Source organism: Streptomyces sirii (assembly GCF_045690365.1).
Taxonomy (GTDB): Bacteria; Actinomycetota; Actinomycetes; order Streptomycetales; family Streptomycetaceae; genus Streptomyces; species Streptomyces sirii.
The window spans coordinates 2,378,064-2,402,730 of sequence record NZ_CP147982.1; the positions used below are offsets into that span (position 1 = coordinate 2,378,064).

The window sequence follows — 24,667 nt, forward strand, 5'->3', positions numbered from 1 at the left end:
GGCCGCAGGTAATGGAACCGCAAAGGCCGCCCGATCGTTGGTTCCGGCATGACCGCTATGACTCCTGGCTCGAACCTCCCGCTCACCGCCGCGCGGGTGGCGGTGGACGTCACCGCCCCCGTGCGGCTGGATGTGTCGGGCCTGCTGCTCGCCGCCGACGGCAAGGTGCGCTCCGACGACGACTTCGTGTTCTACAACCAGCCCGCCGGACCGGGCGTGACCCACTCCGCGGCGCCCGGCGGCGGTGACACCATCACGGTGGACACCACCGCCGTCCCCGACGGCATCGAGAAGATCGTGGTCACCGCGAGCCTGGACACCCCCGGCGCCACCTTCGCCGGCACGGAGCCGACCGGCACGGTCCGCAACGCGGACGACGGCAGCACCCTCGCCACCTTCACCCCGCCCCGGCTGGGCACCGAGACCGCGCTGGTGGTCGTCGAGATCTACCGCCGCAACGGCGCCTGGAAGGTGCGCGCGGTCGGCCAGGGCTACGCCAACGGGCTGGCCGGTATCGCCACCGACTTCGGCGTCAGCGTGGAGGAGCCGGCCGCGCCCGCCGCCGCCCCGCAGACTCCCCCGGCCGCCCCGGCCCCCGCCGCGCCGCCCGCGCCCCCGGCCCCCGCCGGGCAGTGGGGACCGCCGGCCGGCGCCCCGGCCCCGGTTGCCCCTCCGCCGGCCCCCGCTGCCCCCGCGCCCGGCTCCGGCAAGGTCAACCTCGACAAGGGGCGGGTCAGCCTCCAGAAGAACCAGACCGTCTCGCTGGTCAAGGGCGGCCGGCCGCTGCTCGGCTCGGTCCGGATGGGCCTCGGTTGGGAGCCCGCCTTCCGCGGCAAGAACATCGACCTGGACGCCTCCGTCATCGCCTACGGACCGGACCGCAAGAAGATCGACAACTGCTTCTTCGGCAAGCTGATGATCCTGGGCGGCGCCGTCCAGCACTCCGGCGACAACCTCACCGGCGAGGGCGCCGGCGACGACGAGGCCATCACCGTCCACCTCGGCGGCGTCCCGCCGGAGGTGACCGGCCTGGTCTTCGTCGTGAACTCCTTCTCCGGCCAGAAGTTCTCCGACGTCGCCAAGGCCTACTGTCGCCTGCTGGACGCGCAGAGCGGCGAGGAGCTGGTCCGCTTCGACCTCACCCACTCCGAGCCCCGCACCGGCGTGATGATGGCCAAGCTCATCCGCCAGTTCTCCGGCGAGTGGGAGATGACGGCGATGGGCGAGTTCGTCGACGCCCGGACGGTGCGCGGGATGGTCAAGCCGGGCGGGCAGGCGCTGTGAGGGCCGGCCCGGCGGGCCGGGCGACCAGCCCCGCCACCCGGGCCAGCCGTTCGTACGACTCCAGCAGCGCCGCGCGCTCGTAGGTGCTGGTCGTCACCAGCACCTCGTCCGCGGCGCTGCGGTCGAGCAGCGTGCCGAGGGCATCGGCGACCTGCTCCTCGGTGCCGTACATCTGGCCGCGCAGGGCGTCCTCGTAGAAGCCGCGCTCACGCTCGGGCAGGGCGGCCACGGCCGGTCCGTCCTCGGCGGGCCGCAGCGGCGGGAAGACGCCGTGGGTGCGGGAGTACGCCAGCGAACGGGCCTCCGGCAGCAGCAGCCGGCGCGCCCGCTCCGCCGTGCCGGCCACGGCCACCGTCTGGGAGAGCACCACATACGGCCGCTCCCAGAGGGCCGAGGGGCGAAACTCCTGGCGGTAGGCGTCGATGGCGTCCAGCATCTGCTGCCGGCCCCGGAAGTCTCCGATGACCAGGCCCAGCCCGGCCGCCGCGGCGACCTGCGCGCCGGCGCCGGTGGCCAGGACGAAGGCCGGGATCCGCAGGCCCTCGGCGGGGCGGGCGTGGACCTGCGGGTGGGCGGTCTGGGTGCCGGTGAAGTACCCGAGGAGCTCGGCGAGCCGGTCGGCGAAGTCGTCGGTGGCGTCCTTCTCGGCGCCCAGCGCGCGGCGGATGCCGCCGGTGAAGCCCACCGACCGGCCCAGGCCCATGTCGATCCGGCCGGGGAAGAGCGACTCCAGCACCCCGAACTGCTCGGCGACCACCAGCGGCCGGTGGTTGGGCAGCATCACTCCGCCGGTGCCGACCCGGATGGCGGAGGTCGCCGAGGCCACCGCGGCGGCCAGCACCGTGGGCGCGGAGCCGGCGACCCCGGGCACGCTGTGGTGCTCGGAGACCCAGAAGCGGTGGTAGCCCAGCTCCTCGGCGCGCCGCGCCAGGTCCACCGTGTCCCGCAGCGCCGCCGCCTCCGGATGGCCTTCCCTGGTGCGGGAACGGTCCAGGATCGAGAATTGTGTCGTCCGTATCGTCGAGCTCACCACCTCTGCTTCAACGTCCGTACGCCCGCAAGATTCCCCGCCCCCACCGCGGCCCGCACGAGGAGCGTTCGATGGCCCAGCAGCCGCCGCCGGCCGGCGCAGCCGGACCCGCGGGTCACCCGGACGGCCCCGAGCCACCGCCGGAACTTCCCGAGCGGGTCGTGAAGATCTACGGCGAGCACGACCTGAGCACCGTTCCGGCCTTCGCCGGCGGCTTCATCAACTTCGGCTACTGGGCGGGGCTGGCGGACATCGACGGCCGGCCGCTGACCGAGGCCGACCGGGTGCGCAGCGAAGAGGACCTCTACCGCCTGGTGCTCGGCACCTTCGAGCGGCCGGAGGGCCGCACCGCCCTGGAGGTCGGCTGCGGGCGCGGGCTGGGCTGTGCGCTGGCGCTGCGGGAGTTCGCGCTGGGCTCGGTCATCGGCCTGGACGCCCACCCGGACCAGATCACCCGCGCCCGGGAGGCCAACGCGGCGCTGCTGGGCGGGCCCGCGGGCCGCGCCGGCCGGCTGGACTTCGTGCTGGGCGCCGCCGAGCGGATCCCGCTCCCCGACGACTGTGTCGACCTGCTCTACTCCGTCGAGGCCGCGCAGCACTTCCGCGATCTGGCCGGGTTCGCCCGGGAGGCGGCGCGGGTGCTGCGGGCCGGCGGCCGGCTGGCGGTGACGACGTTCTTCGCCCGCAGCCGGGAGGCCGCCCGGGTACTGCCCGAGCTGCTGCCGCCGTACGCCGACGGCCTGGACGTCCCGCACGTGGTCGACGAGGTCGCCGCGACGCTGGTCGCGGCGGGTCTGCGCGACGTCCGGGTCCGGCCGATCGGCGACGGGGTCTGGGAGCCGTACGACCGCTATCTGGCCCAGCAACCGGAGCCCCGGGACCGGTGGGCGCGCCGCTATCTCACGGCGTACGAGACCGGTCTGCTGGACTACTACGTGCTGACGGCCGGGGCGGGCTGAGCCCGGCCCGGCCGTCGCGATCGCCGCTAGCGCCGGCGGCGCTGCCGCTTCCAGGGCCCGGTGATGGCCAGCATGATGCCGGGGTCCTGGATGTTGGCGAACAGCGTCTGTCCGTCCGGGGAGAAGACGGGGCCGGTGAACTCGCTGAACTCCGGCTTCTCGGGGGTGCCGATGTTGAGGTCGTTACGGGCGATCGGGTAGGTCCGGCCGTCGTCGGTGGCCCCGAAGAGGTGCTGTACGCCCTCGCCGTCCTCGGCGATGATCAGTCCGCCGTAGGGCGAGACGGTGATGTTGTCGGGGCCGTCGAACGCGCCGTCCTCGGCGGGGTCGGGGTTGACGCCCAGCAGCACCTTCAGGGTCAGGGTCCGCCGCCGCGGGTCGTAGAACCAGACCTGTCCGTCGTGCTGGACGGGGCTCTCCGCACGGGCGTAGGAGGACACGACGTAGGCGCCGCCGTCCGCCCACCACAGGCCCTCCAGCTTGCGGGCGCGGGTGACCTCGCCGTCCTTGAACTGCTTGCGCACCGAGACCGTCCGCGCGTCGCGGTCGGGGACCTCGACCCAGTCGACGCCGTAGACCGTGCCGGTCTTGGTGGCGCGCGAGAGGTCGTCGACGAACCGGCCGCCGGAGTCGAAGCACTTGAAGGCCTCCAGCACGCCGGAGTCGGCGGCCAGCGAGCGCAGCTGTCCGCGGCCGTGGCGGAAGCCGTGCGGCGGGGTCCAGCGGTAGAACAGGCCGTTGGGGCCGGCGGCGTCCTCGGTCAGGAAGAGGTGGCCGCGCTTGGGGTCGACGACGACGGCCTCGTGGGCGTAGCGGCCCAGCACCTTGAGGGGCTTGGGGTCGCGGCCGGCCCGGCGGTCGTAGGGGTCGACCTCGAAGACGTAGCCGTGGTCCTTGGTCATGCCGTGCTCGCCGGCCCGGTCCTCGGTCTCCTCGCCGGTGAGCCAGGTGCCCCAAGGGGTGGTGCCGCCCGCGCAGTTGGTGGACGTACCGGCGACGCCGACCCACTCGCCGACCGGGGTGCCGTCCTTGGCGACCTCGACGACCGTGCAGCCGCCGGACGCCGCCGGGTCGTAGACCAGCCCTTCGGCCAGCGGCACCGGGTGCGGCCAGTCGGCGCGCGGGCCCTTCAGCTCGTGGTTGTTGACCAGGAGGGTGGTGCCGCGGTGGCCCTCGAAGGTGCCGGTGCCGTCGTGGTTGGAGGGGGTGGACTCACCGCTGTCGAGCTTGGTGACGCCGGAGCGGGTGATGATCCGGTACGAGAAGCCGGCGGGCAGCGCGAGGATGCCGTCGGGGTCCTCGATCAGCGGTCCGTAGCCGATCCGGTCGCCCTGGCCGTCCGGTGCGCCGTCGGGGGCCTCCTCGCCGATGGCTCCGGGCGCGGTGGCCAGCACGCCGACGCTGCCGGCCAGCGCGACCCCGGCGCCGGTGAGGGCGGAACGTTTGGCGAAGTCTCTGCGCGTGAGCGGCATTGTCATCTCCCAGATGGCCGGTTCTGCTCCCCTGTGCCTGCGCGCACACGCTTTCGTGCGCCGTCGAACTCCAGCTGAACGCGGCGCGACATCCAGGAAGCGGTTGCGGCCTGTCCGGAAGCGGCCGGGGGCCCGCCCGGTGGATCACCCCACCCGGCGGGCCCCCGGCGCGGGCACTGCCGGCCCGGCCCCGCGCGATCAGTCCGACCGGCGCGAGCGTGCCTTGAACGCGGCCTTGCGGGCCTCCTTGGCGGCCTTCTTGTCGGGGTGCAGACGGCCCATGGCCTCCAGGACCTCGGCGGTGGCCGGGTGGTCGACCCGCCAGGCGCTGTCGAAGAACCCGCTGTGCTGGTCGGTCAGGCCTTGGACGAGGTCGCGCAGCTCGGCCTCGGCGCCCTCGTCGACGCTGCCCAGCTGCGCCGCGAGGGTGTCCACCGTCAGCCAGAAGATCATCTCCTGGGACGGCTCGGGGATGCCGGGCAGCGCGCGCTCGGCGAGCCAGACCCGGGCCAGCCCGCCCAGCTGCCGGTCGTCGAGCACCTCGCGCAGCGCGTCCTCGGCGTCGGGCGAGACCAGGGAGAGGGTCTGCTGGGCGGCGAGCCGGCGGTGCGGGGCGTGCTCGTCGTCGCCGCGGGCGGCCGCGAGCAGGTCGCGGGCGGCGTCCAGCGGGGTGCGGGCGGCGAGCCAGAGCTCGGACTCGCTCTGGGCGAGCGCCTCGGGGTAGTCGGGCAGCGCGTCGAGGAGGACCTCGGCGCCCTTGTCCGTGAGGTCGCCGACCGCCGGGGCGTCGGCGCCGGCGTCCAGCAGCCGGGCGCGTACGGCGTAGACGCCGAGCGGGGTGAGGCGGACCAGGCCGTAGCGGGAGACGTCCTCGTCGGTGAGCGGCTCGGCGGAGCGGACCGTCTCGCCTGCCTCGTCCAGCTCCTCGATGAGCGCCTCGTCGAGGGGCCGGTAGGCGACCAGCCCGATCGGCTCCAGCACCCGGAACTGGTCGTCCAGGCGCATCATCGCCTCGGAGACCTCTTCGAGGATGTCGTCGGTGGGCTCGTCCATATCGTCCGGAACGATCATGGAGGCGGCCAGTGCGGGCAGCGGAACGTCCTGGTCGGCGCCCTCGGCGACGGCGGTGAGGAGGTAGAGGTTGCCGAGGATGCCGTTGAGCAGCTCGGCCTCCTCCTCCGGGTTCCAGTCGATCGAGTCCAGGTCCAGTTCGCCGCCCTCGGCGATCTGCTCGGCGATGTCGGCGAGGTCCGGGGCCGCGGCGTCGGCGAGCACGGTCTCCATGCCGCAGAGCCAGATGTCCAGGACGTCCTGCGGGCTGCCGGAGGTGAGCAGGTTCAGCTCCTCGCCGGGGGTGGCGATGCCGACCGCGGCGTCACCGGGCCCCTCGGCGCCGTCGTCCTCCGCCGCGGTCGCCGCGGTCGCCGCGGTCTCTTCGGTCTCTTCGGTCTCCTCGATCTCGACCAGCCCGGTGTCCACCGCGAGCTGCCAGGCCTCGGCGGTGTAGGCGGGGCCGTCCTCGTCGCCGGCGAGACCGAGCAGCTCGGTGGCGGCGGCCAGCGACTCCTCCAGGATCTCGCCGCCCACGCCGACCGGGACACCGCGCTCGGCCCAGCGGGCGAGCTTGGCGGCCCGGGCCATCAGCGGGGCGCTCAGCGCGTCCCGGGCCAGCTCCGCTTCGGAAGTCAGCCGCACCGGCGGCAGGGTCGGGCGGTCTGCGGACATCTGGTGCTCAGCTCCTCGTACGGACTGCGGGCTCGTGCGCCGCCCCAGCGTAGACGGAATTCTCCGTATCTCGGACGGTTCACCCCCGCACCGTCCGCCGGTAACCGCGAGTACCTTGACAACTCCCTTGCGCACACCGGAGATTGACGCGCGTAGCGCGCACCGTGCCGCGTCCGTGCGCACAGCGCCGCGAGACCCCGTATTCACCCCCCACTTCCCCTCGGAGGCATGCATGCCGTCCCGTCGTCCGCTCCGCAGGCCGGTCGCCCTCAGCGCGGTGGCCGCCGCCGCCCTCGCCGGCGGGCTGCTGACCGCCACGCAGTCGGCCTCCGCGGCCGGCACCCGCATCCACGACATCCAGGGCAGCACCCGAATATCCCCGCTGGCCGGCACGAAGGTCGGCGATGTGCCCGGCACGGTCACCGCGATCCGCTCGTTCGGTTCGGCGCGCGGCTTCTGGGTGCAGGACCCGCACCCGGACCGCGACCCGGCCACCAGCGAGGCGGTCTTCGTCTTCACGGGCAAGGAGACGCCGAAGGTGACCGTCGGCGAGGCGATCACCTTCTCCGGCACGGTCGTCGAGTACTACCCGGGCGGCAAGGACGCCGGGCTGCAGTCCGTCACCGAGATCACCGATGCGACCTGGCAGACCGTCTCCGCGAAGGCGTCGCTGCCGGCCGCCTTCACCCTCAACCCGGCCTCCGTGCCGAATCGTTACGCCCCCGACGCGGGCGGCAAGAGCATCGAAAGCCTCACGCTGCGCCCCACCTCGTACGCGCTGGACCGCTACGAGTCGCTGGAGGGGATGCGCGTCGCGGTCAAGGGCACCCCGGTCGTCGGTGCGACCAACACCCACCACGAGCTGTGGGTGACCGCCGAGCCGGGCCACAACCGCACGGCGCGCGGCGGCACCCTCTACCGCTCGTACGCCGACCCCAACGGGGGCCGGGTCAAGGTGGCGTCCCTGATCCCCTTCGACGAGCGGCCGTTCCCGGTGGCCGACGTCGGCGACGAGCTGACCGGCACCACCGCCGGGCCGCTGGACTACGACAGCTTCGGCGGCTACACCCTCCAGGCCACCGAGCTGGGCAAGCTCGCCGACCACGGCCCGGCGCCGGAGACCACCCGCAAGCAGCGGCCCGACGAGCTGTCGGTGGCCACGTACAACGTCGAGAACCTCTCCCCCAAGACCCCGCAGGCCAAGTTCGACCGCCTCGCCAAGGCGCTGGTCGGCAACCTGTCCGCGCCCGATGTCGTCGCCCTCGAAGAGGTCCAGGACGACAACGGCCCCACCGACGACGGCGTGGTCACCGCCGGGGCCACCCTCAAGAAGCTGACCGACGCGGTCAAGGCGGCCGGCGGGCCGGCTTACGAGTGGCGGCAGATCGACCCGGTCGACGACCAGGACGGCGGCCAGCCCGGGGGCAACATCCGGGTCGCGTTCCTGTTCAACCCCGAACGGGTGTCCTTCACCGACGTCAAGGGCGGCGACGCCACCACGCCGGTGAAGGTGGTCGACGACCACGGCAAGGCCGCGCTGTCCGCCTCCCCCGGCCGGATCGCGCCCGCCGACCCGGCGTGGAAGACCAGCCGCAAGCCGCTGGTCGGCCAGTTCTCGCTCAACAGCCGCCCGGGAAGCCGGGTGTTCGTGATCGCCAACCACTTCAACTCCAAGGGCGGCGACCAGGGCCTGGACAGCCGCTTCCAGCCGCCGGCCCGGTCCTCCGAGACCCAGCGCACGGCGCAGGCCGGGCTGGTGAACACCTTCGTCAAGGACCTGCTGGCCAAGGACCCCCGGGCCGATGTGGTGGTCGCCGGCGACCTCAACGACTACCCGTTCTCGCCGGCCCTGAAGCAGCTCACCGACGGGGGCGTGCTCACCGACCTGGTCGGCAAGCTGCCCGCCGCGGAGCGCTACGGCTATGTCTACAACGGCAATTCGCAGGTGCTGGACCACATGCTCACCAGCCGGCATCTGACCAGGACCGACTACGACATCGTGCACCTCAACGCCGAGTACGCCGACCAGGCCAGCGACCACGATCCGCAGGTGCTGCGCATCCGGCCGTGAGCCCCTGCCCACGCCGGAATCCCGGGCCCCGGCATCACCCCGGGTGATACTCCCGTCACTCGACCGGCCCACGTCCGGGCGCCAACCGTCGCCGGGGGTGCGGTACTGGGCACGTAAGCAACATTCGGCGAGACATAGGGAGTCACCATGCCGAAGGCGCAGAACCGTAAGTCGGGCAACAAGGACCGTGCCGCCGAGCGGCGCTCCGACCAGCGGAAGCCGAAGTCGTCGGAGGAGTCCGCGGCCGAGCGGACCCAGGACCTGAGGCGTTCGCGGAATGCCGACTGACGCGTGATGGGCCTGTGAAGCCCGAGCGGCCGTCGCACCGAGAGGTGCGGCGGCCGCTCCGCGCCGTCCGGTCGCGCGCTCAACCGCGTAGCGACCATGAGGAGTTGCGTAAGGAGTTCACCAGCCGGTCGGCGGACGCCCTGCGGACGAGCCCGGACCGGGCTGCGGATGTGGAGCGGGCGGCGACTGCCGGGGCGCCCGACCCGAGTGCGGCGGAAGGTGGCCGGGCGCCGGGCCGAAACCGGCCTGCGGCGCGGGCTGCCCGTACGGCGCCCCGGCCGGATCGGCCGCCGGCGGCTCCTCCTCGTCCGCCACCAGGTCCCGCACCAGCAGCGTCGCACCGGCCACCGCGCCGGGCATCAGCACCACGGCGATGAACGGGATCAGGAACAGCAGCACGAGCGGGGTGCCGAAGCCGACCGCGAGCCCCTTGCGGCCGCGCATCATCCGCAGCCGCTCGCGCACCGGGATGTCCCGGCGCTGCATCGCCACCGAGGTCAGCTCGACGGCGAGGAAGAAGCCCGAGACGCAGAAGCCGATGGCCGGGATCACGGTCTGCCCGATGAAGGGGACGAAGCCGAGGAGGAAGAGCAGGATGCCGAACCCGGCGGCCCGCAGCAGCACATGGACGCTGTCCCGCAGCGCGATCCAGATCTCCTGCCACAGCGGCCGGTCCGTTCCCGGCGGGCAGAGCCCCTCGCTCTCCTCCACCTTCTCCGACAGCGACTCGTAGAAGGGGTCGCCGATCAGCAGCGTGACGGCCGTGAAGGTCAGCACCGACAGCATCAGTCCGCCGGCGAACAGCAGCGCCACGAACACCCCACGCAGCAGCCCCTGCCAGGGCGAGCCCCAGTCGTCGGCGAACGGCGTGGCCCAGGCGGCGATATCGCCGGACCAGATGGCGAGCGCGGTGAGCACCCCCGCGTAGAGCACCAGCGCGATCAGCGCCGGGATCAGCCCGAATCCCCACCACCGGCCGTGCCGGGCAACCCAGCGCTGGCCCTTGCCCAGATACCGCATCCCCGTTACAAGATCACGCATGGCGCAAGCCTATCGGCGCCCGCGGCGGCCCCGTGCCACAGGACGGTAACAGCGGCGGCCCGGCGGAGGTTCCTCCGCCGGGCCGCCCGGTGCCGCCGTCGCGCAGCCGTCAGTTGTGGCTGTGCAGGATCTCGTTGAGTCCGCCCCAGACCGCCTTGTTCGGCCGGGCCTCGACCGCGCCGGTGGTGGAGTTGCGGCGGAAGAGGATGTTGTCGCCGCCGGAGAGCTCCAGGGCCTTGACGATCTGGCCGTCGGGCATGGTGACGCGGGTGCCCGCGGTCACGTACAGACCGGCCTCGACGACGCACTCGTCGCCCAGCGCGATGCCGATGCCCGACTCGGCGCCGAGCAGGCAGCGCTCGCCGATCGAGATGATCTGCTTGCCGCCGCCGGACAGGGTGCCCATGGTGGAGGCGCCGCCGCCGATGTCCGTGCCGTCACCGATGACCACGCCCGCGCTGATCCGGCCCTCGATCATGGAGGTGCCCAGGGTCCCGGCGTTGAAGTTGACGAAGCCCTCGTGCATGACGGTGGTGCCGGCCGCGAGGTGCGCGCCCAGGCGCACCCGGTCGGCGTCCGCGATCCGCACCCCGGCGGGCGCGACGTAGTCGGTCATCCGCGGGAACTTGTCGACGCTGGTGACCTGCAGATGCTGGCCGTCGGCGCGGGCGTTGAGGCGCACCTTCTCCAGCTGGTCGACGGCCACCGGACCCAGCGAGGTCCAGGCGGCGTTCGCCAGCAGGCCGAAGATGCCCTCCAGGTTCTGCCCGTGCGGCTTGACCAGCCGGTGGCTGAGCAGGTGCAGGCGCAGGTAGGCGTCGTGCGCGTCCAGCGGCTTGTCGTCGAGGGAGGCGATGACCGTACGGACGGCGACGACCTCGACGTCGCGGACCGGGTCGGGACCGATCGCCTTGAGGGCGGCGGCCCCCAGCAGTTCGGTGGCGCGCTCGTCGTCGAGGCGCTCGGTGCCGGCCGGGCCGGGGCCCTCGGCGGTCACGGCGACCAGCTCGGGCGCCGGGAACCAGGTGTCGAGGACGGTGCCGTCGGAGGCGACGGTGGCGAGCCCGGCGGCGACGGCGCCGGTGGTACGGGAGGAAGCAGCATCGGTCATGTTCGAAACCTAACCGGAGGGCGCCCGCGGTGGCGAACCGGTCTCAGCGATCGGGCCCGCGCCGTACGGTCGCACAACGGCGTTCGTAGGGCCGCACAAGCCGGTTCGCCACGCCCCCGGGGGCCGCCTCAGCCCAGCACCCCGGCCAATCCGGCCCGTACCGCGGCGGGTTCGAAGGGCCGGCCGGTCAGCAGCTGCTGCAGCAGCAGTCCGTCGGTGAACGCCACCACGGCCCGCGCGGTGTGCACATCCTCGATCCGCCGTCCGAGCAGGGCCACCATCTCGTCCAGGCACTCGGCCGCGATCGGCCGTACCGCCGGATGCCGCAGCGCCGCCAGATACAGCTCGTACTCCAGCTCCACCCGCGAGCGGTCCCCCGCCAGGGTGCGCCCGACCAGCGCGGTCACCTCGTCGGCGAGCGGCGCCGTCAGGTCGATCCCGTCGACCCAGCGCGCGTAGTCGGCCAGCCACTCGCCGTTGACCTGCCGCAGCGCGGCGATCAGCAGGTCATCGAGGGTCGCGAAGTGGTACGTCGTCGAGCCGAGCGGGACGTCCGCCGCGGCGGCCACCGCGCGGTGGCTGAGCCCGGCGATACCCCGCTCACCGACCACCGCGATCGCCGCCTCGATGATCCGCTGCCGGCGGCCCGGGTCGTAGCGCCGGGGCATCAGTGCGCCCCGTCGAGATTGAGCACCACGACCCCGGTGATGACCAGGAGCACCCCGAAGATCTTGAGCGCGCTGGTGCTCTCCCCCAGGAACACCATCCCGATCGCCGCGATCACCGCCGTCCCGGCGCCGGACCAGATGGCGTACGCGGTCCCGACGCTCATCGACTTCAGCGTCTGGGCGAGCAGGGCGAACGCCAGCAGATAGCCGAGCGCGGTCGCCAGCGACGGCCACAGCCTGCTGAAGCCGTCGCTGTACTTCATCGAGGTGGTCGCCAGGATCTCGGACACGATCGCGCAGGCGAGCGTCACATAGGCCATGCGTACGAGCGTACACAACGTTGCGTACGTGCGTACATATCGCGGACTCAGCCGGCCTTGGGCGCCAGCCGGGCCAGGGCGCCTGCCAGCGCCTCGACGCGGGGCCGGTAGCGGGTGTTCTGGAAGGCGCGGATCAGCCAGCCACCCGCCGGCTCCCGGGTCATGACGTACGTCTGGACAGAGAGCGCGCGGCGGCCGGGGCGGGTCCGCTTCCCCTTGAGGACCGCGCCCCGGGCGTGCAGGAGGGCGACGTCCGGCGCGAGGAACTCCAGGTCGGTGATCTCCGCCCAGAGGCGGGAGCCCTTCAGCACGCCCGCGAAGAGGCCGCGGTGCCCCTCGACGATGCCCTCACGGCCGGCCAGCCTGCCGCCGTAGTAGGTGAGGTAGTCCGCGCCCTCGGCGAACGAACGGCCGTAGCCGTCGGCGTCGCCCCAGGCGAGGCGGTGCGCCTCGAAGCGCTCCCGCACGGCCGCCGCCTCACGCTCGTGGACCGCTGCATCCATGGCTCCCCCTGACGGGTATCGACTTCCCGAATCATTTGCATGCACGCATGCAATATATGCAGGTGTGCAAATATATGGCAAGGGGGCGGCCCCCGAAACAGTCATCAGGGGTGCCACCCCGGAAGGTGAGCGAGATGTCCGACGAGCAGCGCGACACCCTGCTGCGGCAGCACGCCGACAGCTACCGCGGCTATGTCACCGCCACCGTGCTGCACGGCCAGGCGGCCGCCGACGCGCTCGGCCAGCACCCCACCGATCTGTACGCGCTGCACGCGCTCGACCTCGCCGGGCCGCTCACCACCGGCGCCCTGGCCGAACGGATCGGGCTCTCGCAGAGCGCCACCACCCGGCTCGTCGACCGGCTGGTGCGCGCCGGGCGGGCGCGGCGGACCACCGACCCCGAGGACCGGCGGCGGGTCCTGGTCGAGCCGCTGCCGCTCCCGCCGGAGGAGGACGAGGCGGCCTTCGGGCCCGCGCGCCGGCGGATGGCCGAGGTGTTCGGGGCCTTCAGCGAGGACGAGCTGCGGGTGCTCTTCCGCTACTTCGCGGCGGCGGCGCCGGCGCTGCGGGACGCCACGGCCGAGACCAAGGGGCTGCCGGCGCCCGGCGCCGGAGCCGGCCCCGCCACAGCGCAAGGGAGGCGGAGGCGCCGCTGAACGCGACAAGGCCCCGGCATCGAGCCGGGGCCTTGTACGCGCGCGAGATCAGACGTTGAAGCCGAGCGCGCGGAGCTGCTCGCGACCGTCGTCGGTGATCTTGTCCGGGCCCCACGGGGGCATCCAGACCCAGTTGATCTTCAGCTCGTTGACGATGCCGTCCGTGGCGGACTTCGCCTGGTCCTCGATGACGTCGGTCAGCGGGCAGGCCGCGGAGGTCAGCGTCATGTCGATGGTGGCGATGTTGGCGTCGTCGACGTGGATGCCGTAGATCAGGCCGAGGTTGACGACATCGATGCCCAGCTCCGGGTCGACGACGTCGTAGAGGGCCTCACGGACCTCCTCCTCGGAGGCCGGCTTGGTGGTGGTCGGGCTCTCGGTCATGCGGTCTTCGCCTCCTCGGAGAGGGCCTTGGCCGTGGCGTCCTTCCAGGCCATCCAGCTCAGCAGCGCGCACTTCACGCGTGCCGGGTACTTCGAGACGCCGGCGAACGCCACCGCGTCCTCCAGCACCTCCTCCATCGCGTCGTCCGGCTCGACCTGCCCCTTGGACTGCATCAGCTCCAGGAACGTCTCCTGGATCCGCTGTGCCTCGCCCAGCTCCTTGCCGACCAGGAGGTCGTTGAGCACCGACGCGCTGGCCTGGCTGATGGAGCAGCCCTGGCCTTCGTAGGACACATCCTCGATCTTCGCGCCGTCGAGCCGCACGCGCAGCGTGATCTCGTCGCCGCACGTGGGGTTGACGTGGTGCACCTCGGCGTCGCCGTCCCGAAGACCGCGCCCATGGGGGTGCTTGTAGTGGTCCAGGATGACGTCCTGGTACATGGAATCCAGCTTCACGGCTCAGTCAGTCCCGTCCTCATCCGCTGTGCCTTGGTTAACCGAAAAAGTTGCGGACGTGCTCCAGGCCCTCGACCAGGGCGTCGACCTCGGCCGGCGTGGAGTACAGATAGAACGACGCTCGCGTGGTCGCAGGAATTCCGAAGCGCAGGCAGACCGGACGGGCGCAGTGGTGCCCCACCCGGACCGCGATGCCCTGCTCGTCCAGCACCTGGCCGACATCGTGCGGATGGATGTCGCCAAGGGTGAAGGAGATCGTCGCGCCGCGCTCCTCGGCCGTGCTCGGGCCGATGATGCGCAGGTCGGGGACCTCCAGCAGCCGCTTGACGGCGTACTCGGTGATCGCGTGCTCATGCGCGGCGATCTTGTCCATACCGATCGAGGTGAGGTAGTCCACGGCCGCGCCGATGCCGACGGCCTGGGCGATCGGGGGCGTACCGGCCTCGAACTTGTGCGGCGCGGGCGCGTAGGTCGAGGAGTGCATGGACACCGTCTCGATCATCTCGCCGCCACCGAGGAACGGCGGGAGGTCCTCCAGCAGCTCCTGGCGGCCCCACAGGACGCCGATACCGGTCGGACCGCACATCTTGTGGCCGGTGAAGGCCACGAAGTCGGCCTGCAGCGCCTGCACGTCCAGCACCATGTGCGGGGCGGCCTGCGAGGCGTCGATGCAGACCAGCGCGCCGACCTCCTGGGCCCGGCGGACGATCGTCTCGACCGGGTTGATGGTGCCCATGATGTTGGAGACCAGCGTGAAGGAGACGATCTTCGTCTGCTCCGTGATGATCTCTTCGATGTTGGACAGGTCCAGGCGGCCGTCGTCGGTGATGCCGAACCACTTCAGCTTCGCGCCGGTGCGCTGCGCGAGCAGCTGCCACGGGACGATGTTGGAGTGGTGCTCCATCTCCGTGATGACGATCTCGGTCTCGCGGTCCACCCGGTAGGGCTCTTCGGCCCAGCCGAGCATGTTCGCGACGAGGTTGAGCGACTCCGAGGCGTTCTTGGTGAAGATCACCTCGTTGCGGCTCGGCGCGTTGATGAAGGCCGCCACCTTGTCGCGGGCGCCTTCGTACAGCGCCGTGGCCTCCTCGGCGAGCACATGCACGCCGCGGTGGACGTTGGCGTTGTGGCGCTCGTAGTAGGCGTTGAGCGCGTCGAGGACCTGGCGCGGCTTCTGGGAGGTCGCCGCGTTGTCCAGGTAAACGATCTTCTTCCCGTCGTGGACCTGACGGTCCAGGATGGGGAAGTCCTTACGGATCGCCTCTGTGTCGAGGAGGCCCGGCAGCTGTGTCACGCGGTTGCGCCACCCTTCACATACGCCTCGTAGCCCTCGGCCTCCAGCTTGTCCGCCAGCTCCGGGCCGCCGGACTCGGCGATCCGGCCGTTGGCGAAGACGTGGACGCGGTCGGGCTTGATGTAGCGGAGAATCCGCGTGTAGTGGGTGATGAGCAGGGTGCCCACCTCGCCCGTCTCGCGGACGCGGTTGACGCCCTCGGAGACGATCCGCAGCGCGTCGACGTCCAGACCCGAGTCGGTCTCGTCGAGGATCGCGATGGCCGGCTTGAGCAGCTCCAGCTGGAGGATCTCGTGCCGCTTCTTCTCACCACCGGAGAAGCCCTCGTTGACGTTGCGCTCGGCGAACGCGGGATCCATGCTCAGGCGCTCCATGGCCTCCTTGACCTCCTTGACCCACAGCCGCAGCTTGGGGGCCTCGCCGCGGATCGCGGTGGCGGAGGTGCGCAGGAAGTTGGAGACCGAGACACCGGGAACCTCGACCGGGTACTGCATGGCGAGGAAGACGCCGGCCCGGGCGCGCTCGTCGACGGACATCTCCAGGACGTCCTCGCCGTCGAGGGTGACGGTGCCGCCGGTGATCGTGTACTTGGGGTGACCCGCGAGGGAGTAGGCGAGGGTCGACTTGCCGGAGCCGTTGGGGCCCATGATGGCGTGCGTCTCGCCCTGCTTCACGGTCAGGTCGACGCCCTTCAGGATCTCGCGCGGGCCGTTCTCGGCCTCGACGGAGACGTGCAGGTCGTGGATCTCAAGCGTTGCCATGGGTGACTCAGGACTCCTGGGTGACGGAGACGAGCACGTCGTCCCCTTCGATCTTTACGGGGTAAACGGGGACGGGGCGCGTCGCGGGAAGGCCGTTCGGCTTGCCGGTGCGCAGGTCGAAGCTCGAACCGTGCAGCCAGCATTCGATCGAGCAGTCCTCGACCTCGCCTTCGGAGAGGGAGACGTTGGCGTGCGAGCAGATGTCGTTGATCGCGAACACCTCGCCCTCGGTGCGGACGAGAGAGACGGGGACGCCGTCGAGCTCCACCCGCTTGGGGGTGTCCTCCTCCAGCTCGCTGAGCGCCGCTGCGCGTACGTAGCTCATACCGAGGACGCTTCCAGCTCGGCCTCGATCTTGCTCATCAGGCGCTCCTCGACGTCCGGGAGGCCGATCTGCTGGACCAGCTCGGCGAAGAAGCCGCGCACGACGAGGCGGCGCGCCTCGTCGGCCGGGATGCCGCGGGCCATCAGGTAGAAGAGCTGCTCGTCGTCGAAGCGGCCGGTGGCCGAGGCGTGGCCGGCGCCGACGATCTCGCCGGTCTCGATCTCCAGGTTCGGCACCGAGTCGACCCGCGCGCCGTCGGTGAGGACGAGGTTGCGGTTGAGCTCGTAGGTGTCCGTGCCGGTGGCGGACGCCTGGATCAGGACGTCGCCGATCCAGACGGCGTGCGCGTCCTGGCCCTGCAGCGCGCCCTTGTAGGTCACGTGGGAGCGGCAGTTGGTCGCCTCGTGGTCGACGAAGAGGCGGTGCTCGTGGTGCTGGCCCTCTTCGGTGAAGTACAGGCCGTAGAGCTCGGCCTCGCCGCCGGGGCCCGCGTAGGTGATGCGCGGGTGGATGCGGACGAGGTCGCCGCCGAAGGTGACGACCACGGACTTGAAGGTGGCGTCCCGGCCGATCAGGGCGTTGTGCTGGCCGGTGTGGACGGCCTGCTCGTCCCAGTCCTGGACGGAGACGACGGTCAGCTTGGCGCCGTCGCCCAGGAGGTAGTCGACGTTGGCGGCGAGCACCGCGTCACCGGTGTGGTCGATGACGACGACGGCCTCGGCGAACGCGCCCAGCTCGATGACCTGGTGGCCGAAGGCCGTGCCGCCCTCGCCGTGAACGGCGATGCGGATCGGCTCGGTGAGCACGGTCTCCTTGGGGACCGTGACGACCGAGGCCTTCTCGAAGGAGCTGTACGCCTGCGCCGCGACCCGGTCGACGGGCTTGCCGGCCTTGCCGACCCGCGGGTCGGCGCGGTCGACCAGCTCGTGGGTGACGCCCTCGGGCGCGGTGATGTCGATCTTCAGGTCGGGGCCGCCGGCCGTCGCGCTGCCGTCGTGCAGGCCCTTGAGGCGCGCGAGGGGCGTGAAGCGCCACTCCTCCTCGCGGCCGTGCGGCACCGGGAAGTCCGCCACGTCGTAGGACGGCGGGGCGCTCATCCGGGTGGCGACGGTGGACTCCGCGGCCACCGCGATGGAGCCGGTGGTCGTGGAACCCGCCGGGATGTTCTGAGCCTCAGCCATGGCTGTCGTAGTGCTCGCTTTCTGCGTTCAGGGAGTCAGTCGCTGCTGGAGGCCGGGCGTCAGCCGACCGCGCCTTCCATCTGCAGCTCGATCAGCCGGTTGAGCTCCAGCGCGTACTCCATCGGCAGCTCACGGGCGATCGGCTCGACGAAGCCGCGCACGATCATCGCCATGGCCTCGAACTCCGTCAGGCCGCGGGCCATCAGGTAGAAGAGCTGATCCTCGCTGACCTTGGAGACGGTCGCCTCGTGGCCCATGGAGACGTCGTCCTCGCGGACGTCGACGTAGGGGTAGGTGTCCGAGCGGGAGATGGTGTCCACCAGCAGGGCGTCACACAGCACGTTGGACTTGGAGCCCGCGGCGCCCTCGCCGATCTCGACCAGACCCCGGTAGGAGGTGCGGCCGCCGCCTCGCGCCACCGACTTGGAGACGATGTTGGAGGAGGTGTTCGGCGCCATGTGGACCATCTTGGAGCCGGCGTCCTGGTGCTGGCCCTCGCCCGCGAAGGCGATGGACAGGGTCTCGCCCTTGGCGTGCTCGCCCATCAGGTAGACCGCCGGGTACTTCATCGTCACCTTGGAGCCGAGGTTGCCGTCGACCCACTCCATGGTCGCGCCCTCGTAGGCGACGGCGCGCTTGGTGACCAGGTTGTAGACGTTGTTCGACCAGTTCTGGATGGTCGTGTAGCGGCAGCGGCCGCCCTTCTTGACGATGATCTCGACGACCGCGGAGTGCAGCGAGTCCGACTTGTAGATCGGCGCCGTGCAGCCCTCGACGTAGTGGACGTAGGCGTCCTCGTCGACGATGATCAGCGTCCGCTCGAACTGGCCCATGTTCTCGGTGTTGATCCGGAAGTAGGCCTGCAGCGGGATGTCGACGTGGACACCCTTGGGGACGTAGATGAACGAGCCGCCGGACCACACCGCGGTGTTCAGCGACGCGAACTTGTTGTCGCCGACCGGGATGACCGTGCCGAAGTACTCCTGGAAGAGCTCCGGGTGCTCCTTCAGCGCGGTGTCGGTGTCCAGGAAGATGACGCCCTGCTCCTCCAGGTCCTCGCGGATCTGGTGGTAGACGACCTCGGACTCGTACTGCGCGGCGACACCGGCGACCAGGCGCTGCTTCTCCGCCTCGGGGATGCCGAGCTTGTCGTAGGTGTTCTTGATGTCCTCGGGCAGGTCCTCCCAGGAGGCGGCCTGCTGCTCGGTGGAGCGGACGAAGTACTTGATGTTGTCGAAGTCGATGCCCGACAGGTCCGAGCCCCAGTTCGGCATGGGCTTCTTGTCGAACAGGCGCAGACCCTTGAGGCGGAGCTTGAGCATCCACTCCGGCTCGTTCTTCTTCGCCGAGATGTCGCGGACGACGGCCTCGGAGAGACCGCGCTTGGCGGAGGCGCCGGCCACGTCGGAGTCGGCCCAGCCGTATTCGTACTTGCCCAGGCCCTCGAGCTCAGGGTGAGCAGTCTCCGTGGGGAGCGTCATGCGGGGTTCCTCCCGGCCGTGCTTGCAGATGCTGTGGTGGTCTTCGTGGTGGTGCTGTGAGCGGGCTTGCCGGCACCGGCCTTCGGGACGAAGGTCGTGCACACCCCGTCACCGTGGGCGATGGTGGCAAGACGCTGTACGTGGGTCCCGAGCAGACGGGAGAAGACCTCGGTCTCCGCCTCGCACAGCTGCGGGTACCGCTCGGCGACATGGGCGACCGGGCAGTGGTGCTGGCAGAGCTGTTCACCGAGCTGGGGATTGGGGGCGCTGCGCGCCGTAGCAGCGTACCCGTCGGCGGTCAACGCCTTCGCAAGGGCCTCGGTACGGGCCTCCGGCTCGGCGCTCTCGACCGCCTCGCGGTAGCCCTCGGCCTGCGCGGCGAACCGCGCGCGGGCGAACGCGGCGACCGCCGCCTCGCCCTTCTCGCCGCCGCCCGCGCTCTGCGCGATCCAGCGCAGCGCGTCGGAGGCGAGCTGGTCGTAGGCCTGGTCGAAGGCGTCACGCCCACAGTCGGTGAGGGCGAAGGCCTTGGCCGGGCGGCCGCGGCCGCGCGTGCCGTAGACCCGCTTCTCGCGGGGCTCGACGACGCCCTCGGCGACCAGCGCGTCCAGATGGCGGCGGACCGCGGCCTGGGTCAGCTCCAAGCGGAGCGCGAGCTCGGCCGCGGTGGACGGACCGTGGTCGAGGATGGAGCGGGCGACCCTGTTGCGGGTGCCCTGCTGTTCGTCGTGCGGCGCCGGGGCGGTCGCTCTCGCCTGCTCGGTGCGCCCGTGCGCGGAGGCGGCGGGCCCGGCGGTCTGGTCGACCACGGGCTCCCGCTGATCCTCGCTCGCGTATTTCACAACGCCATTGTTGCGTAATTCGTCAAACCGGTTCAAGCCTCGTCCACACCGTGGACTCGTGGCCTCTATCACTTAGGCTTACCTAATTCAAGCCCCCTCCGAGGGCCTCGAAAGGGGCTCCGACCTGCGGTGGCGCGCCCCGGTGAGGGCGAGCGCGATCATGGCGAACACGGCGGCCGAAAATCATGGCGCCGCACTCCGCCGGATTGACCACCCCCGGCCCCGCCGGGTCCCGTCGGCCCCCTGCGCCCGTCAGGCCCCGGGCGCCCCACATGGCGCCCGGCCCCGCGCCCCCTGGACGCCAAACCCCCGTTGATGACCACCCGGTCCGTCTTCGTAGACTTCCCGGCATGCGCAGCAGCTCCCCGGGGGGCGCCCCCCGGACCCCCGGCCGAGAGCCTGCCGTCGAGATCGTCGGCCTGGTCAAGCGATACGGGACCAAGACCGCCGTGGACGGGCTCGACCTGACCGTCGCCCGCGGCGAGGTCACCGCCGTCCTCGGCCCCAACGGCGCCGGCAAGACCACCACCGTCGAGACCTGCGAGGGCTACCGCCGCCCGGACGCCGGCCGGGTCCGCGTCCTGGGCCTGGACCCGGTGGCCGACGCCGCGGCACTGCGGCCGCGGATCGGCGTGATGCTGCAGTCCGGCGGCGTCTACGCGGGCGCCCGCGCCGAGGAGATGCTGCGGCACACCGCCACCCTGCACGCCCACCCCCTCGACGTCGGCACCCTCATCGAGCGCCTCGGCCTGGGCTCCTGCGGCCGGACGCCCTACCGGCGGCTGTCCGGCGGCCAGCAGCAGCGCCTGGCGCTGGCGATGGCCGTGGTCGGCCGCCCCGAGCTGGTCTTCCTCGACGAGCCGACGGCCGGCCTCGACCCGCAGGCCCGCCGCGCGACCTGGGACCTCGTACGGGAGCTGCGCGCCGACGGCGTGAGCACCGTGCTGACCACGCACTTCATGGACGAGGCCGAGCAGCTCGCCGACGATGTCGCGATCATCGACGGCGGCCGGGTGATCGCCCAGGGCAGCCCGGAGGAGCTGTGCCGCGGCGGCGCGGAGAACAGCCTGCGCTTCACCGGGCGGCCGGGGCTGGACCTCGCCTCGCTGCTCAAGGCCCTGCCCGCGGACAGCGTCGCCACCGAGCCGACCTCCGGTTCGTACCGCGTGCACGGCAAGGTCGACCCGCAGCTGCTGGCCACGGTCGCCTCGTGGTGCGCGCAGAACGGGGTGCTGCCGGACGCGATAGCCGTCGAGCGGCACACCCTGGAGGACGTCTTCCTGGAGCTCACCGGTAAGGAGCTGCGCGCATGACCGCCACCGAGGCCGGTACCGCAACCGGCACGTTCACCCCGCGGCCCGGGGCGGCGCCGCTGCCCCGGATGATCCGCGCGCAGGCCGCCCTGGAGACCAGGATGCTGCTGCGCAACGGCGAGCAGCTGCTGCTGACCGTGGTCATCCCGACACTGCTGCTGGTGCTGTTCTCCGCCGTCGACATCGTCGACACGGGGGCCGGGAAGGCGGTGGACTTCCTCGCGCCGGGCGTCCTCGCCCTCGCGGTGCTGTCCACCGCGTTCACCGGGCAGGCCATCGCCACCGGCTTCGAGCGCCGCTACGGCGTCCTCAAGCGGCTGGCCGCCTCCCCGCTCCCCCGCTGGGGGCTGATGGCCGCCAAGACCTGCTCGGTGCTGGTCACCGAGGTCCTGCAGATCGTCCTGCTGACCGTCATCGCCTTCGCGCTGGGCTGGTCCCCCCAGGGCAACCCGCTCGCGGTCGTGCTGCTCCTGGTGCTCGGTACGGCGGCGTTCTCCGGCCTCGGCCTGCTGATGGCCGGAACGCTGAAGGCCGAGGCGACCCTCGCCGCCGCCAACCTCGTCTTCCTCCTGCTGCTCGTCGGCGGCGGGGTGATCGTCCCGCTGGAGAAGTTCCCCGACGCCGCCCAGTCGGTGCTCGGGCTGCTGCCGATCTCCGCGCTGTCGGACGGGCTGCGCGAGGTGCTCCAGCACGGCGCCGGAGTGCCCTGGGCCGACCTCGGGATCCTCGCCGCGTGGGCGGTGCTCGGGCTGGGCGCGGCGGCACGGTTCTTCCGCTGGGAGTAGCGACGAGGGGTGCCGGGGCGGGACACCTTTCCACGCCCCGGACCCCCTCGTACCGCGCTTCCCCCGGTCAGCCGACTCCCCCCGGACCCCCTCGTACTGCATCTTCCCCCGGGGAGCCGACTCCCCCGACCCCCTCGTGAAAACTTGCACAAGCCGCCGCCTACGATGTCTTCCGTGCCGAACACGCTGAATCCTCTTGAGCTGATCGCCCGTCGCTGGCAGCCGTCCGCGGCCTTCGTACGACGGGCCGCGCTGGCGACCGTCGTGATGGCCGTGATCATCGTCGTCACGGGCGGCGCGGTCCGGCTCACCCAGTCCGGTCTGGGCTGCTCGACCTGGCCCAAGTGCACGCCGGAGAGCCTGACCCCGACCGCCGCGATGGGCATCAACGGCCTCATCGAGTTCGGCAACCGGATGCTGACGTACGTGCTGTGCGCCTTCATCGGGCTGTTCATCGTGGCCGCACGGGCCCGCGCGCCGCACCGCCGCTCGCTCACCCGGCTCGGCTGGGGGCAGTTCTGGATCGTCATGGGCAACGCGGTCTGGGGCGGCATCGTGGTGCTGACCGGCCTGAACCCCTACCTCGTCGCCGCGCACTTCCTCCTCACCACCGCCCTGCTCACGGTCTGCGTGCTGACCTGGCAGCGTGCCAAGGAGGGCGACGAGGAGCCGCGCGACCTGACCGCCCGCCCGGTGCGACAGCTGGCCTGGCTGCTGGTGGCGGCGACCGCCGCGCTCACCGTCATCGGCACGGCCGTCACCGGCGCGGGCCCGCACGCCGGCGATGCGCACAAAGTCCACCGCATCCCGCTGGACTGGCAGGAGATCACCCAGCTGCATGTGGACTTCGTCTACATCGTGGTGGGGCTGAGCGTCGCGACGTGGTTCACGCTGCGCGCCGTCAAGGCCCCGGCCGCCCCGCGCCGCAGGGTCCTGGAGCTGCTCGGCTGCCTGGCCCTGCAGGGCGTCTTCGGGTACGTCCAGTACTTCCTCGGCCTGCCGGAGCTCGTCGTCGGCCTGCACATGTTCGGCTCGACACTGGTGTGGATCTGCGTCCTGCGGGTGCTGCTCGCACTGCGCGACCGCGGTCCCGTACCGCAGGCGGCCGACGAGGCCGCGGAGCCCGAGGCAGCGGAGCCTCAGCAGGCCGCGGTGGCCTCCGCGCCCAGCCGGTAGACCCGGCGCGCGGTCCCCGACGCGACCATCTCCGTGATGCGCCGCCCGTCCTCGGGGCCGCACAGCCCCTCGGTGGTCCACTCCCGCACCAGGCGCTCCATGGCCCGGACGAAGAACCGGGCGCCGGTCACATAGAGCTCCGGCAGCCCGCGGGCCCCCGAGGAGAACAACAGCTTGCCGAACGGCGCCTGGGCGAGGGTCTCCTCGGGCCGGGGGCCGGCGTCGGCGTAGACATGGGCGTGGGCGGCGGCGAGCTGCGCCGCCCGGCGGTGGTGCGGGGCCGCGGGGAGCAGGACGAGATCCGAGCCGATGCCGGCGGTGGCCCGCAGGAAGGCCGCCAGGGGGCGCGGGTCGGGGCCGTGGAGCTGTACGGGCAGGCCGGTGGCCACCGCGCTCCACAGCAGATGGCGTACGAGCGCGGGCTCGGCGAGCCGGTCACCGGGTCGGCGGGCGCGCAGCCAGCGGTCCGCGGCGCGGCGTACCTCACCGGCCTCGGGAGCGGTGCCGTCGCAGTAGGTGGCGCCGGAGGCGAAGGCGGTGGCGTGCTGGGCCGCCGCGTAGAGGGCCTCGGCGGTGTAGCCGATGAAGGAGTCGACGCTGCCGGAGGTGTCGGCGACCTGCTCGGCGAGCGGCTCCAGGCGTACCACCTCGTGGGCGCGGGCCTCGGCGGCGGTGGCGATCTCGGTGGCCGAGGTCAGGTCGCTGGGGGTGCCGGCCTCCAGCAGGAACGTGCCGATGCCGGAGCCCCGCAGCAGCATCCGGCCGGCTTTGTAGGCGCCCACCTCGCGTCTGCGGGCCAGATAGCGGGCCGGCGGACAGTGCGGCTCCAGGCCGAGCAGCGGGGGGCACCAGCGGCGTATCGCCAGGCCGATGAGGCTGTCGAAGTAGCTGGTGCCGGCCGGTGCCGGGCCGTGCGCGCCGACCGCGGTCGCCAGATGGGTCTCGAAGGAGCCGAGGCCCAGCTCGCCGTGGACCGCACCGTGGCTGTACCCGTCGATGAGCGGTGGCTGATCTACCAGGAAGGGAAGGCCGTCCATCCGCTCCTCCTCGCCGAAAGCCCACCGGGGGCGGTCGAAGCGCCGCGCCCGTGGGCTTAACGGAGGAGGTGGTGGTGAGGTAGCGGGCTCCGCTTGTGGTGTGCGCCCCGGAGCCGCCCTACGGGGCCGTCAGGGGTTGGCCGGGCCGCCCACCTGGATGCCCGCCATCCGGGACCACTCGTACGGGCCGGTGCGGACCTTGGCGGCCAGCTCGCCGTCGAAGTCGTCCTGGAGGGTGATCCCGGCCTTGGCCGCGGCCTCCTTGGCGGAGTCGAAGCTGTCCGCGACGAGGTTTCCCCACTCGCCGTTGGCGCCGACGAGGGCGATCCGGGTGCGGCCGCGGCCGATGTGCGCGAGCTGGCCCTCAGCGGTGCCGCCGTGCGACTGGGCGAAGGCGCGGATCTGCTGGGCGAGCTTCGCCGTGCGCTTGTCGGTCCTGCCGGCCTGGCCGGTGGCCGCCGCCGGCTGCTCGTCCGCCTGCTGGGTGTCTGCCATGAACAGCATG

General features: G+C 72.0%; 26 protein-coding genes. 8 read left to right on the plus strand and 18 right to left on the minus strand.

What is annotated here, in order from left to right:
- Window positions 1–57 precede the first annotated feature (57 nt).
- The gene (locus tag WAB15_RS10835; protein ID WP_399150043.1) at window positions 58–1,284 is read left to right on the plus strand and encodes a TerD family protein; all 1,227 of its coding nucleotides are present in this window, start codon (window positions 58–60) and stop codon (window positions 1,282–1,284) included.
- On the opposite strand, the gene WAB15_RS10840 is transcribed toward WAB15_RS10835, so the two are convergent.
- Window positions 1,259–2,314 (minus strand): MsnO8 family LLM class oxidoreductase, encoded by a 1,056-nt coding sequence (locus WAB15_RS10840; protein WP_407286087.1) that lies wholly within the window; start codon window positions 2,312–2,314, stop codon window positions 1,259–1,261. The two genes, WAB15_RS10835 and WAB15_RS10840, sit on opposite strands and share 26 nt — an antisense overlap.
- A 71-nt stretch (window positions 2,315–2,385) precedes the next feature.
- Between WAB15_RS10840 and WAB15_RS10845 the strand changes: the two genes are divergently transcribed.
- Complete coding sequence (locus tag WAB15_RS10845; protein ID WP_399149950.1) at window positions 2,386–3,273, plus strand: class I SAM-dependent methyltransferase; 888 nt, start codon at window positions 2,386–2,388, stop codon at window positions 3,271–3,273.
- 26 nt (window positions 3,274–3,299) lie between these two features.
- Here the strand turns inward: WAB15_RS10845 and WAB15_RS10850 are convergent, their stop codons facing one another.
- Window positions 3,300–4,745 (minus strand): alkaline phosphatase PhoX, encoded by a 1,446-nt coding sequence (locus tag WAB15_RS10850; protein ID WP_407286088.1) that lies wholly within the window; start codon window positions 4,743–4,745, stop codon window positions 3,300–3,302.
- Between the two features lie 198 nt (window positions 4,746–4,943).
- On the minus strand, window positions 4,944–6,470 hold the full coding sequence (locus WAB15_RS10855; protein ID WP_407286089.1) for a hypothetical protein: 1,527 nt from the start codon (window positions 6,468–6,470) through the stop codon (window positions 4,944–4,946).
- Window positions 6,471–6,702: 232 nt separating this feature from the next.
- On the opposite strand from WAB15_RS10855, the gene WAB15_RS10860 reads away from it, so the two are divergent.
- Both WAB15_RS10860 and WAB15_RS10865 read left to right on the plus strand, forming a co-directional pair.
- Window positions 6,703–8,541 (plus strand): endonuclease/exonuclease/phosphatase family protein, encoded by a 1,839-nt coding sequence (locus tag WAB15_RS10860; RefSeq protein ID WP_407286090.1) that lies wholly within the window; start codon window positions 6,703–6,705, stop codon window positions 8,539–8,541.
- Window positions 8,542–8,688: 147 nt separating this feature from the next.
- Entirely contained in the window at window positions 8,689–8,829 is a 141-nt protein-coding gene (locus WAB15_RS10865) for a hypothetical protein (protein WP_393491872.1), read from the plus strand.
- Window positions 8,830–8,946: 117 nt separating this feature from the next.
- Here the strand turns inward: WAB15_RS10865 and WAB15_RS10870 are convergent, their stop codons facing one another.
- The 5 genes from WAB15_RS10870 to WAB15_RS10890 form a co-directional block, all read right to left on the minus strand.
- Complete coding sequence (locus tag WAB15_RS10870; protein WP_399149946.1) at window positions 8,947–9,870, minus strand: EI24 domain-containing protein; 924 nt, start codon at window positions 9,868–9,870, stop codon at window positions 8,947–8,949.
- A gap of 109 nt (window positions 9,871–9,979) precedes the next feature.
- Entirely contained in the window at window positions 9,980–10,981 is a 1,002-nt protein-coding gene (dapD, locus tag WAB15_RS10875) for a 2,3,4,5-tetrahydropyridine-2,6-dicarboxylate N-succinyltransferase (RefSeq protein ID WP_399147713.1), read from the minus strand.
- Window positions 10,982–11,109: 128 nt separating this feature from the next.
- Window positions 11,110–11,649 (minus strand): TetR/AcrR family transcriptional regulator, encoded by a 540-nt coding sequence (locus WAB15_RS10880; RefSeq protein ID WP_407286091.1) that lies wholly within the window; start codon window positions 11,647–11,649, stop codon window positions 11,110–11,112.
- Window positions 11,649–11,969: a DMT family transporter gene (locus WAB15_RS10885; protein ID WP_407286092.1), complete on the minus strand. Its 321-nt coding sequence runs from the start codon at window positions 11,967–11,969 to the stop codon at window positions 11,649–11,651. Before WAB15_RS10885 ends, WAB15_RS10880 begins: the two co-directional genes overlap by 1 nt.
- 47 nt (window positions 11,970–12,016) lie before the next feature.
- A complete protein-coding gene (locus WAB15_RS10890) occupies window positions 12,017–12,472 on the minus strand; it encodes an SgcJ/EcaC family oxidoreductase (protein WP_407286093.1) in 456 nt (151 codons plus the stop codon).
- 134 nt (window positions 12,473–12,606) lie between these two features.
- On the opposite strand from WAB15_RS10890, the gene WAB15_RS10895 reads away from it, so the two are divergent.
- Window positions 12,607–13,128 carry a MarR family winged helix-turn-helix transcriptional regulator gene (locus tag WAB15_RS10895; protein WP_399147709.1) on the plus strand — a complete coding sequence of 174 codons (522 nt, stop codon included), beginning with the start codon at window positions 12,607–12,609 and terminating at the stop codon, window positions 13,126–13,128.
- A gap of 48 nt (window positions 13,129–13,176) precedes the next feature.
- On the opposite strand, the gene WAB15_RS10900 is transcribed toward WAB15_RS10895, so the two are convergent.
- The 8 genes from WAB15_RS10900 to WAB15_RS10935 are packed head-to-tail and all read right to left on the minus strand — an operon-like array spanning window position 13,177 to window position 19,851.
- The gene (locus tag WAB15_RS10900; protein WP_399147708.1) at window positions 13,177–13,512 is read right to left on the minus strand and encodes a metal-sulfur cluster assembly factor; all 336 of its coding nucleotides are present in this window, start codon (window positions 13,510–13,512) and stop codon (window positions 13,177–13,179) included.
- On the minus strand, window positions 13,509–13,967 hold the full coding sequence (gene sufU, locus WAB15_RS10905) for a Fe-S cluster assembly sulfur transfer protein SufU (RefSeq protein WP_393491891.1): 459 nt from the start codon (window positions 13,965–13,967) through the stop codon (window positions 13,509–13,511). Before sufU ends, WAB15_RS10900 begins: the two co-directional genes overlap by 4 nt.
- A 37-nt stretch (window positions 13,968–14,004) precedes the next feature.
- Window positions 14,005–15,261, minus strand: coding sequence for a cysteine desulfurase (locus WAB15_RS10910; RefSeq protein ID WP_399147707.1), 1,257 nt, complete (start codon window positions 15,259–15,261; stop codon window positions 14,005–14,007).
- The gene (gene sufC / locus WAB15_RS10915) at window positions 15,258–16,022 is read right to left on the minus strand and encodes a Fe-S cluster assembly ATPase SufC (RefSeq protein WP_399147706.1); all 765 of its coding nucleotides are present in this window, start codon (window positions 16,020–16,022) and stop codon (window positions 15,258–15,260) included. The genes WAB15_RS10910 and sufC overlap by 4 nt, the downstream gene beginning before the upstream one ends.
- Window positions 16,023–16,029: 7 nt before the next feature.
- Window positions 16,030–16,347 (minus strand): non-heme iron oxygenase ferredoxin subunit, encoded by a 318-nt coding sequence (locus tag WAB15_RS10920; RefSeq protein WP_362916621.1) that lies wholly within the window; start codon window positions 16,345–16,347, stop codon window positions 16,030–16,032.
- Window positions 16,344–17,528, minus strand: coding sequence for a Fe-S cluster assembly protein SufD (gene sufD / locus WAB15_RS10925; protein WP_407286094.1), 1,185 nt, complete (start codon window positions 17,526–17,528; stop codon window positions 16,344–16,346). The genes WAB15_RS10920 and sufD overlap by 4 nt, the downstream gene beginning before the upstream one ends.
- 59 nt (window positions 17,529–17,587) lie before the next feature.
- On the minus strand, window positions 17,588–19,009 hold the full coding sequence (gene sufB, locus WAB15_RS10930) for a Fe-S cluster assembly protein SufB (protein ID WP_363154524.1): 1,422 nt from the start codon (window positions 19,007–19,009) through the stop codon (window positions 17,588–17,590).
- The gene (locus tag WAB15_RS10935) at window positions 19,006–19,851 is read right to left on the minus strand and encodes a helix-turn-helix transcriptional regulator (RefSeq protein WP_399147704.1); all 846 of its coding nucleotides are present in this window, start codon (window positions 19,849–19,851) and stop codon (window positions 19,006–19,008) included. The genes sufB and WAB15_RS10935 overlap by 4 nt, the downstream gene beginning before the upstream one ends.
- Window positions 19,852–20,201: 350 nt before the next feature.
- Between WAB15_RS10935 and WAB15_RS10940 the strand changes: the two genes are divergently transcribed.
- The 3 genes from WAB15_RS10940 (at window position 20,202) to WAB15_RS10950 (ending at window position 23,125) form a co-directional block, all read left to right on the plus strand.
- Window positions 20,202–21,164 (plus strand): ABC transporter ATP-binding protein, encoded by a 963-nt coding sequence (locus WAB15_RS10940; protein ID WP_399147703.1) that lies wholly within the window; start codon window positions 20,202–20,204, stop codon window positions 21,162–21,164.
- A complete protein-coding gene (locus WAB15_RS10945; RefSeq protein ID WP_399147702.1) occupies window positions 21,161–21,949 on the plus strand; it encodes an ABC transporter permease in 789 nt (262 codons plus the stop codon). The genes WAB15_RS10940 and WAB15_RS10945 overlap by 4 nt, the downstream gene beginning before the upstream one ends.
- 174 nt (window positions 21,950–22,123) lie before the next feature.
- Window positions 22,124–23,125 (plus strand): COX15/CtaA family protein, encoded by a 1,002-nt coding sequence (locus WAB15_RS10950; RefSeq protein ID WP_407286095.1) that lies wholly within the window; start codon window positions 22,124–22,126, stop codon window positions 23,123–23,125.
- Here the strand turns inward: WAB15_RS10950 and WAB15_RS10955 are convergent.
- Window positions 23,089–24,162: an amidohydrolase gene (locus WAB15_RS10955; RefSeq protein ID WP_407286096.1), complete on the minus strand. Its 1,074-nt coding sequence runs from the start codon at window positions 24,160–24,162 to the stop codon at window positions 23,089–23,091. The two genes, WAB15_RS10950 and WAB15_RS10955, sit on opposite strands and share 37 nt — an antisense overlap.
- Window positions 24,163–24,291: 129 nt before the next feature.
- A complete protein-coding gene (locus tag WAB15_RS10960; protein WP_407286097.1) occupies window positions 24,292–24,666 on the minus strand; it encodes a hypothetical protein in 375 nt (124 codons plus the stop codon).
- Between the last annotated feature and the right edge of the window lies 1 nt (window position 24,667).

Coding starts and splice junctions, on each gene's coding strand:
- WAB15_RS10850 (WP_407286088.1), bottom strand. CDS start 4,745: ATGCCGCTCACGCGCAGAGACTTCGCCAAACGTTCCGCCCTCACCGGC.
- WAB15_RS10845 (WP_399149950.1), top strand. CDS start 2,386: ATGGCCCAGCAGCCGCCGCCGGCCGGCGCAGCCGGACCCGCGGGTCAC.
- sufC (WP_399147706.1), bottom strand. CDS start 16,022: ATGGCAACGCTTGAGATCCACGACCTGCACGTCTCCGTCGAGGCCGAG.
- WAB15_RS10865 (WP_393491872.1), top strand. CDS start 8,689: ATGCCGAAGGCGCAGAACCGTAAGTCGGGCAACAAGGACCGTGCCGCC.
- WAB15_RS10890 (WP_407286093.1), bottom strand. CDS start 12,472: ATGGATGCAGCGGTCCACGAGCGTGAGGCGGCGGCCGTGCGGGAGCGC.
- WAB15_RS10870 (WP_399149946.1), bottom strand. CDS start 9,870: ATGCGTGATCTTGTAACGGGGATGCGGTATCTGGGCAAGGGCCAGCGC.
- WAB15_RS10920 (WP_362916621.1), bottom strand. CDS start 16,347: ATGAGCTACGTACGCGCAGCGGCGCTCAGCGAGCTGGAGGAGGACACC.
- WAB15_RS10880 (WP_407286091.1), bottom strand. CDS start 11,649: ATGCCCCGGCGCTACGACCCGGGCCGCCGGCAGCGGATCATCGAGGCG.
- WAB15_RS10835 (WP_399150043.1), top strand. CDS start 58: ATGACTCCTGGCTCGAACCTCCCGCTCACCGCCGCGCGGGTGGCGGTG.
- WAB15_RS10855 (WP_407286089.1), bottom strand. CDS start 6,470: ATGTCCGCAGACCGCCCGACCCTGCCGCCGGTGCGGCTGACTTCCGAA.
- sufB (WP_363154524.1), bottom strand. CDS start 19,009: ATGACGCTCCCCACGGAGACTGCTCACCCTGAGCTCGAGGGCCTGGGC.
- WAB15_RS10955 (WP_407286096.1), bottom strand. CDS start 24,162: ATGGACGGCCTTCCCTTCCTGGTAGATCAGCCACCGCTCATCGACGGG.
- WAB15_RS10960 (WP_407286097.1), bottom strand. CDS start 24,666: ATGCTGTTCATGGCAGACACCCAGCAGGCGGACGAGCAGCCGGCGGCG.
- dapD (WP_399147713.1), bottom strand. CDS start 10,981: ATGACCGATGCTGCTTCCTCCCGTACCACCGGCGCCGTCGCCGCCGGG.
- WAB15_RS10940 (WP_399147703.1), top strand. CDS start 20,202: ATGCGCAGCAGCTCCCCGGGGGGCGCCCCCCGGACCCCCGGCCGAGAG.
- WAB15_RS10895 (WP_399147709.1), top strand. CDS start 12,607: ATGTCCGACGAGCAGCGCGACACCCTGCTGCGGCAGCACGCCGACAGC.
- WAB15_RS10885 (WP_407286092.1), bottom strand. CDS start 11,969: ATGGCCTATGTGACGCTCGCCTGCGCGATCGTGTCCGAGATCCTGGCG.
- WAB15_RS10900 (WP_399147708.1), bottom strand. CDS start 13,512: ATGACCGAGAGCCCGACCACCACCAAGCCGGCCTCCGAGGAGGAGGTC.
- WAB15_RS10860 (WP_407286090.1), top strand. CDS start 6,703: ATGCCGTCCCGTCGTCCGCTCCGCAGGCCGGTCGCCCTCAGCGCGGTG.
- sufD (WP_407286094.1), bottom strand. CDS start 17,528: ATGGCTGAGGCTCAGAACATCCCGGCGGGTTCCACGACCACCGGCTCC.
- WAB15_RS10945 (WP_399147702.1), top strand. CDS start 21,161: ATGACCGCCACCGAGGCCGGTACCGCAACCGGCACGTTCACCCCGCGG.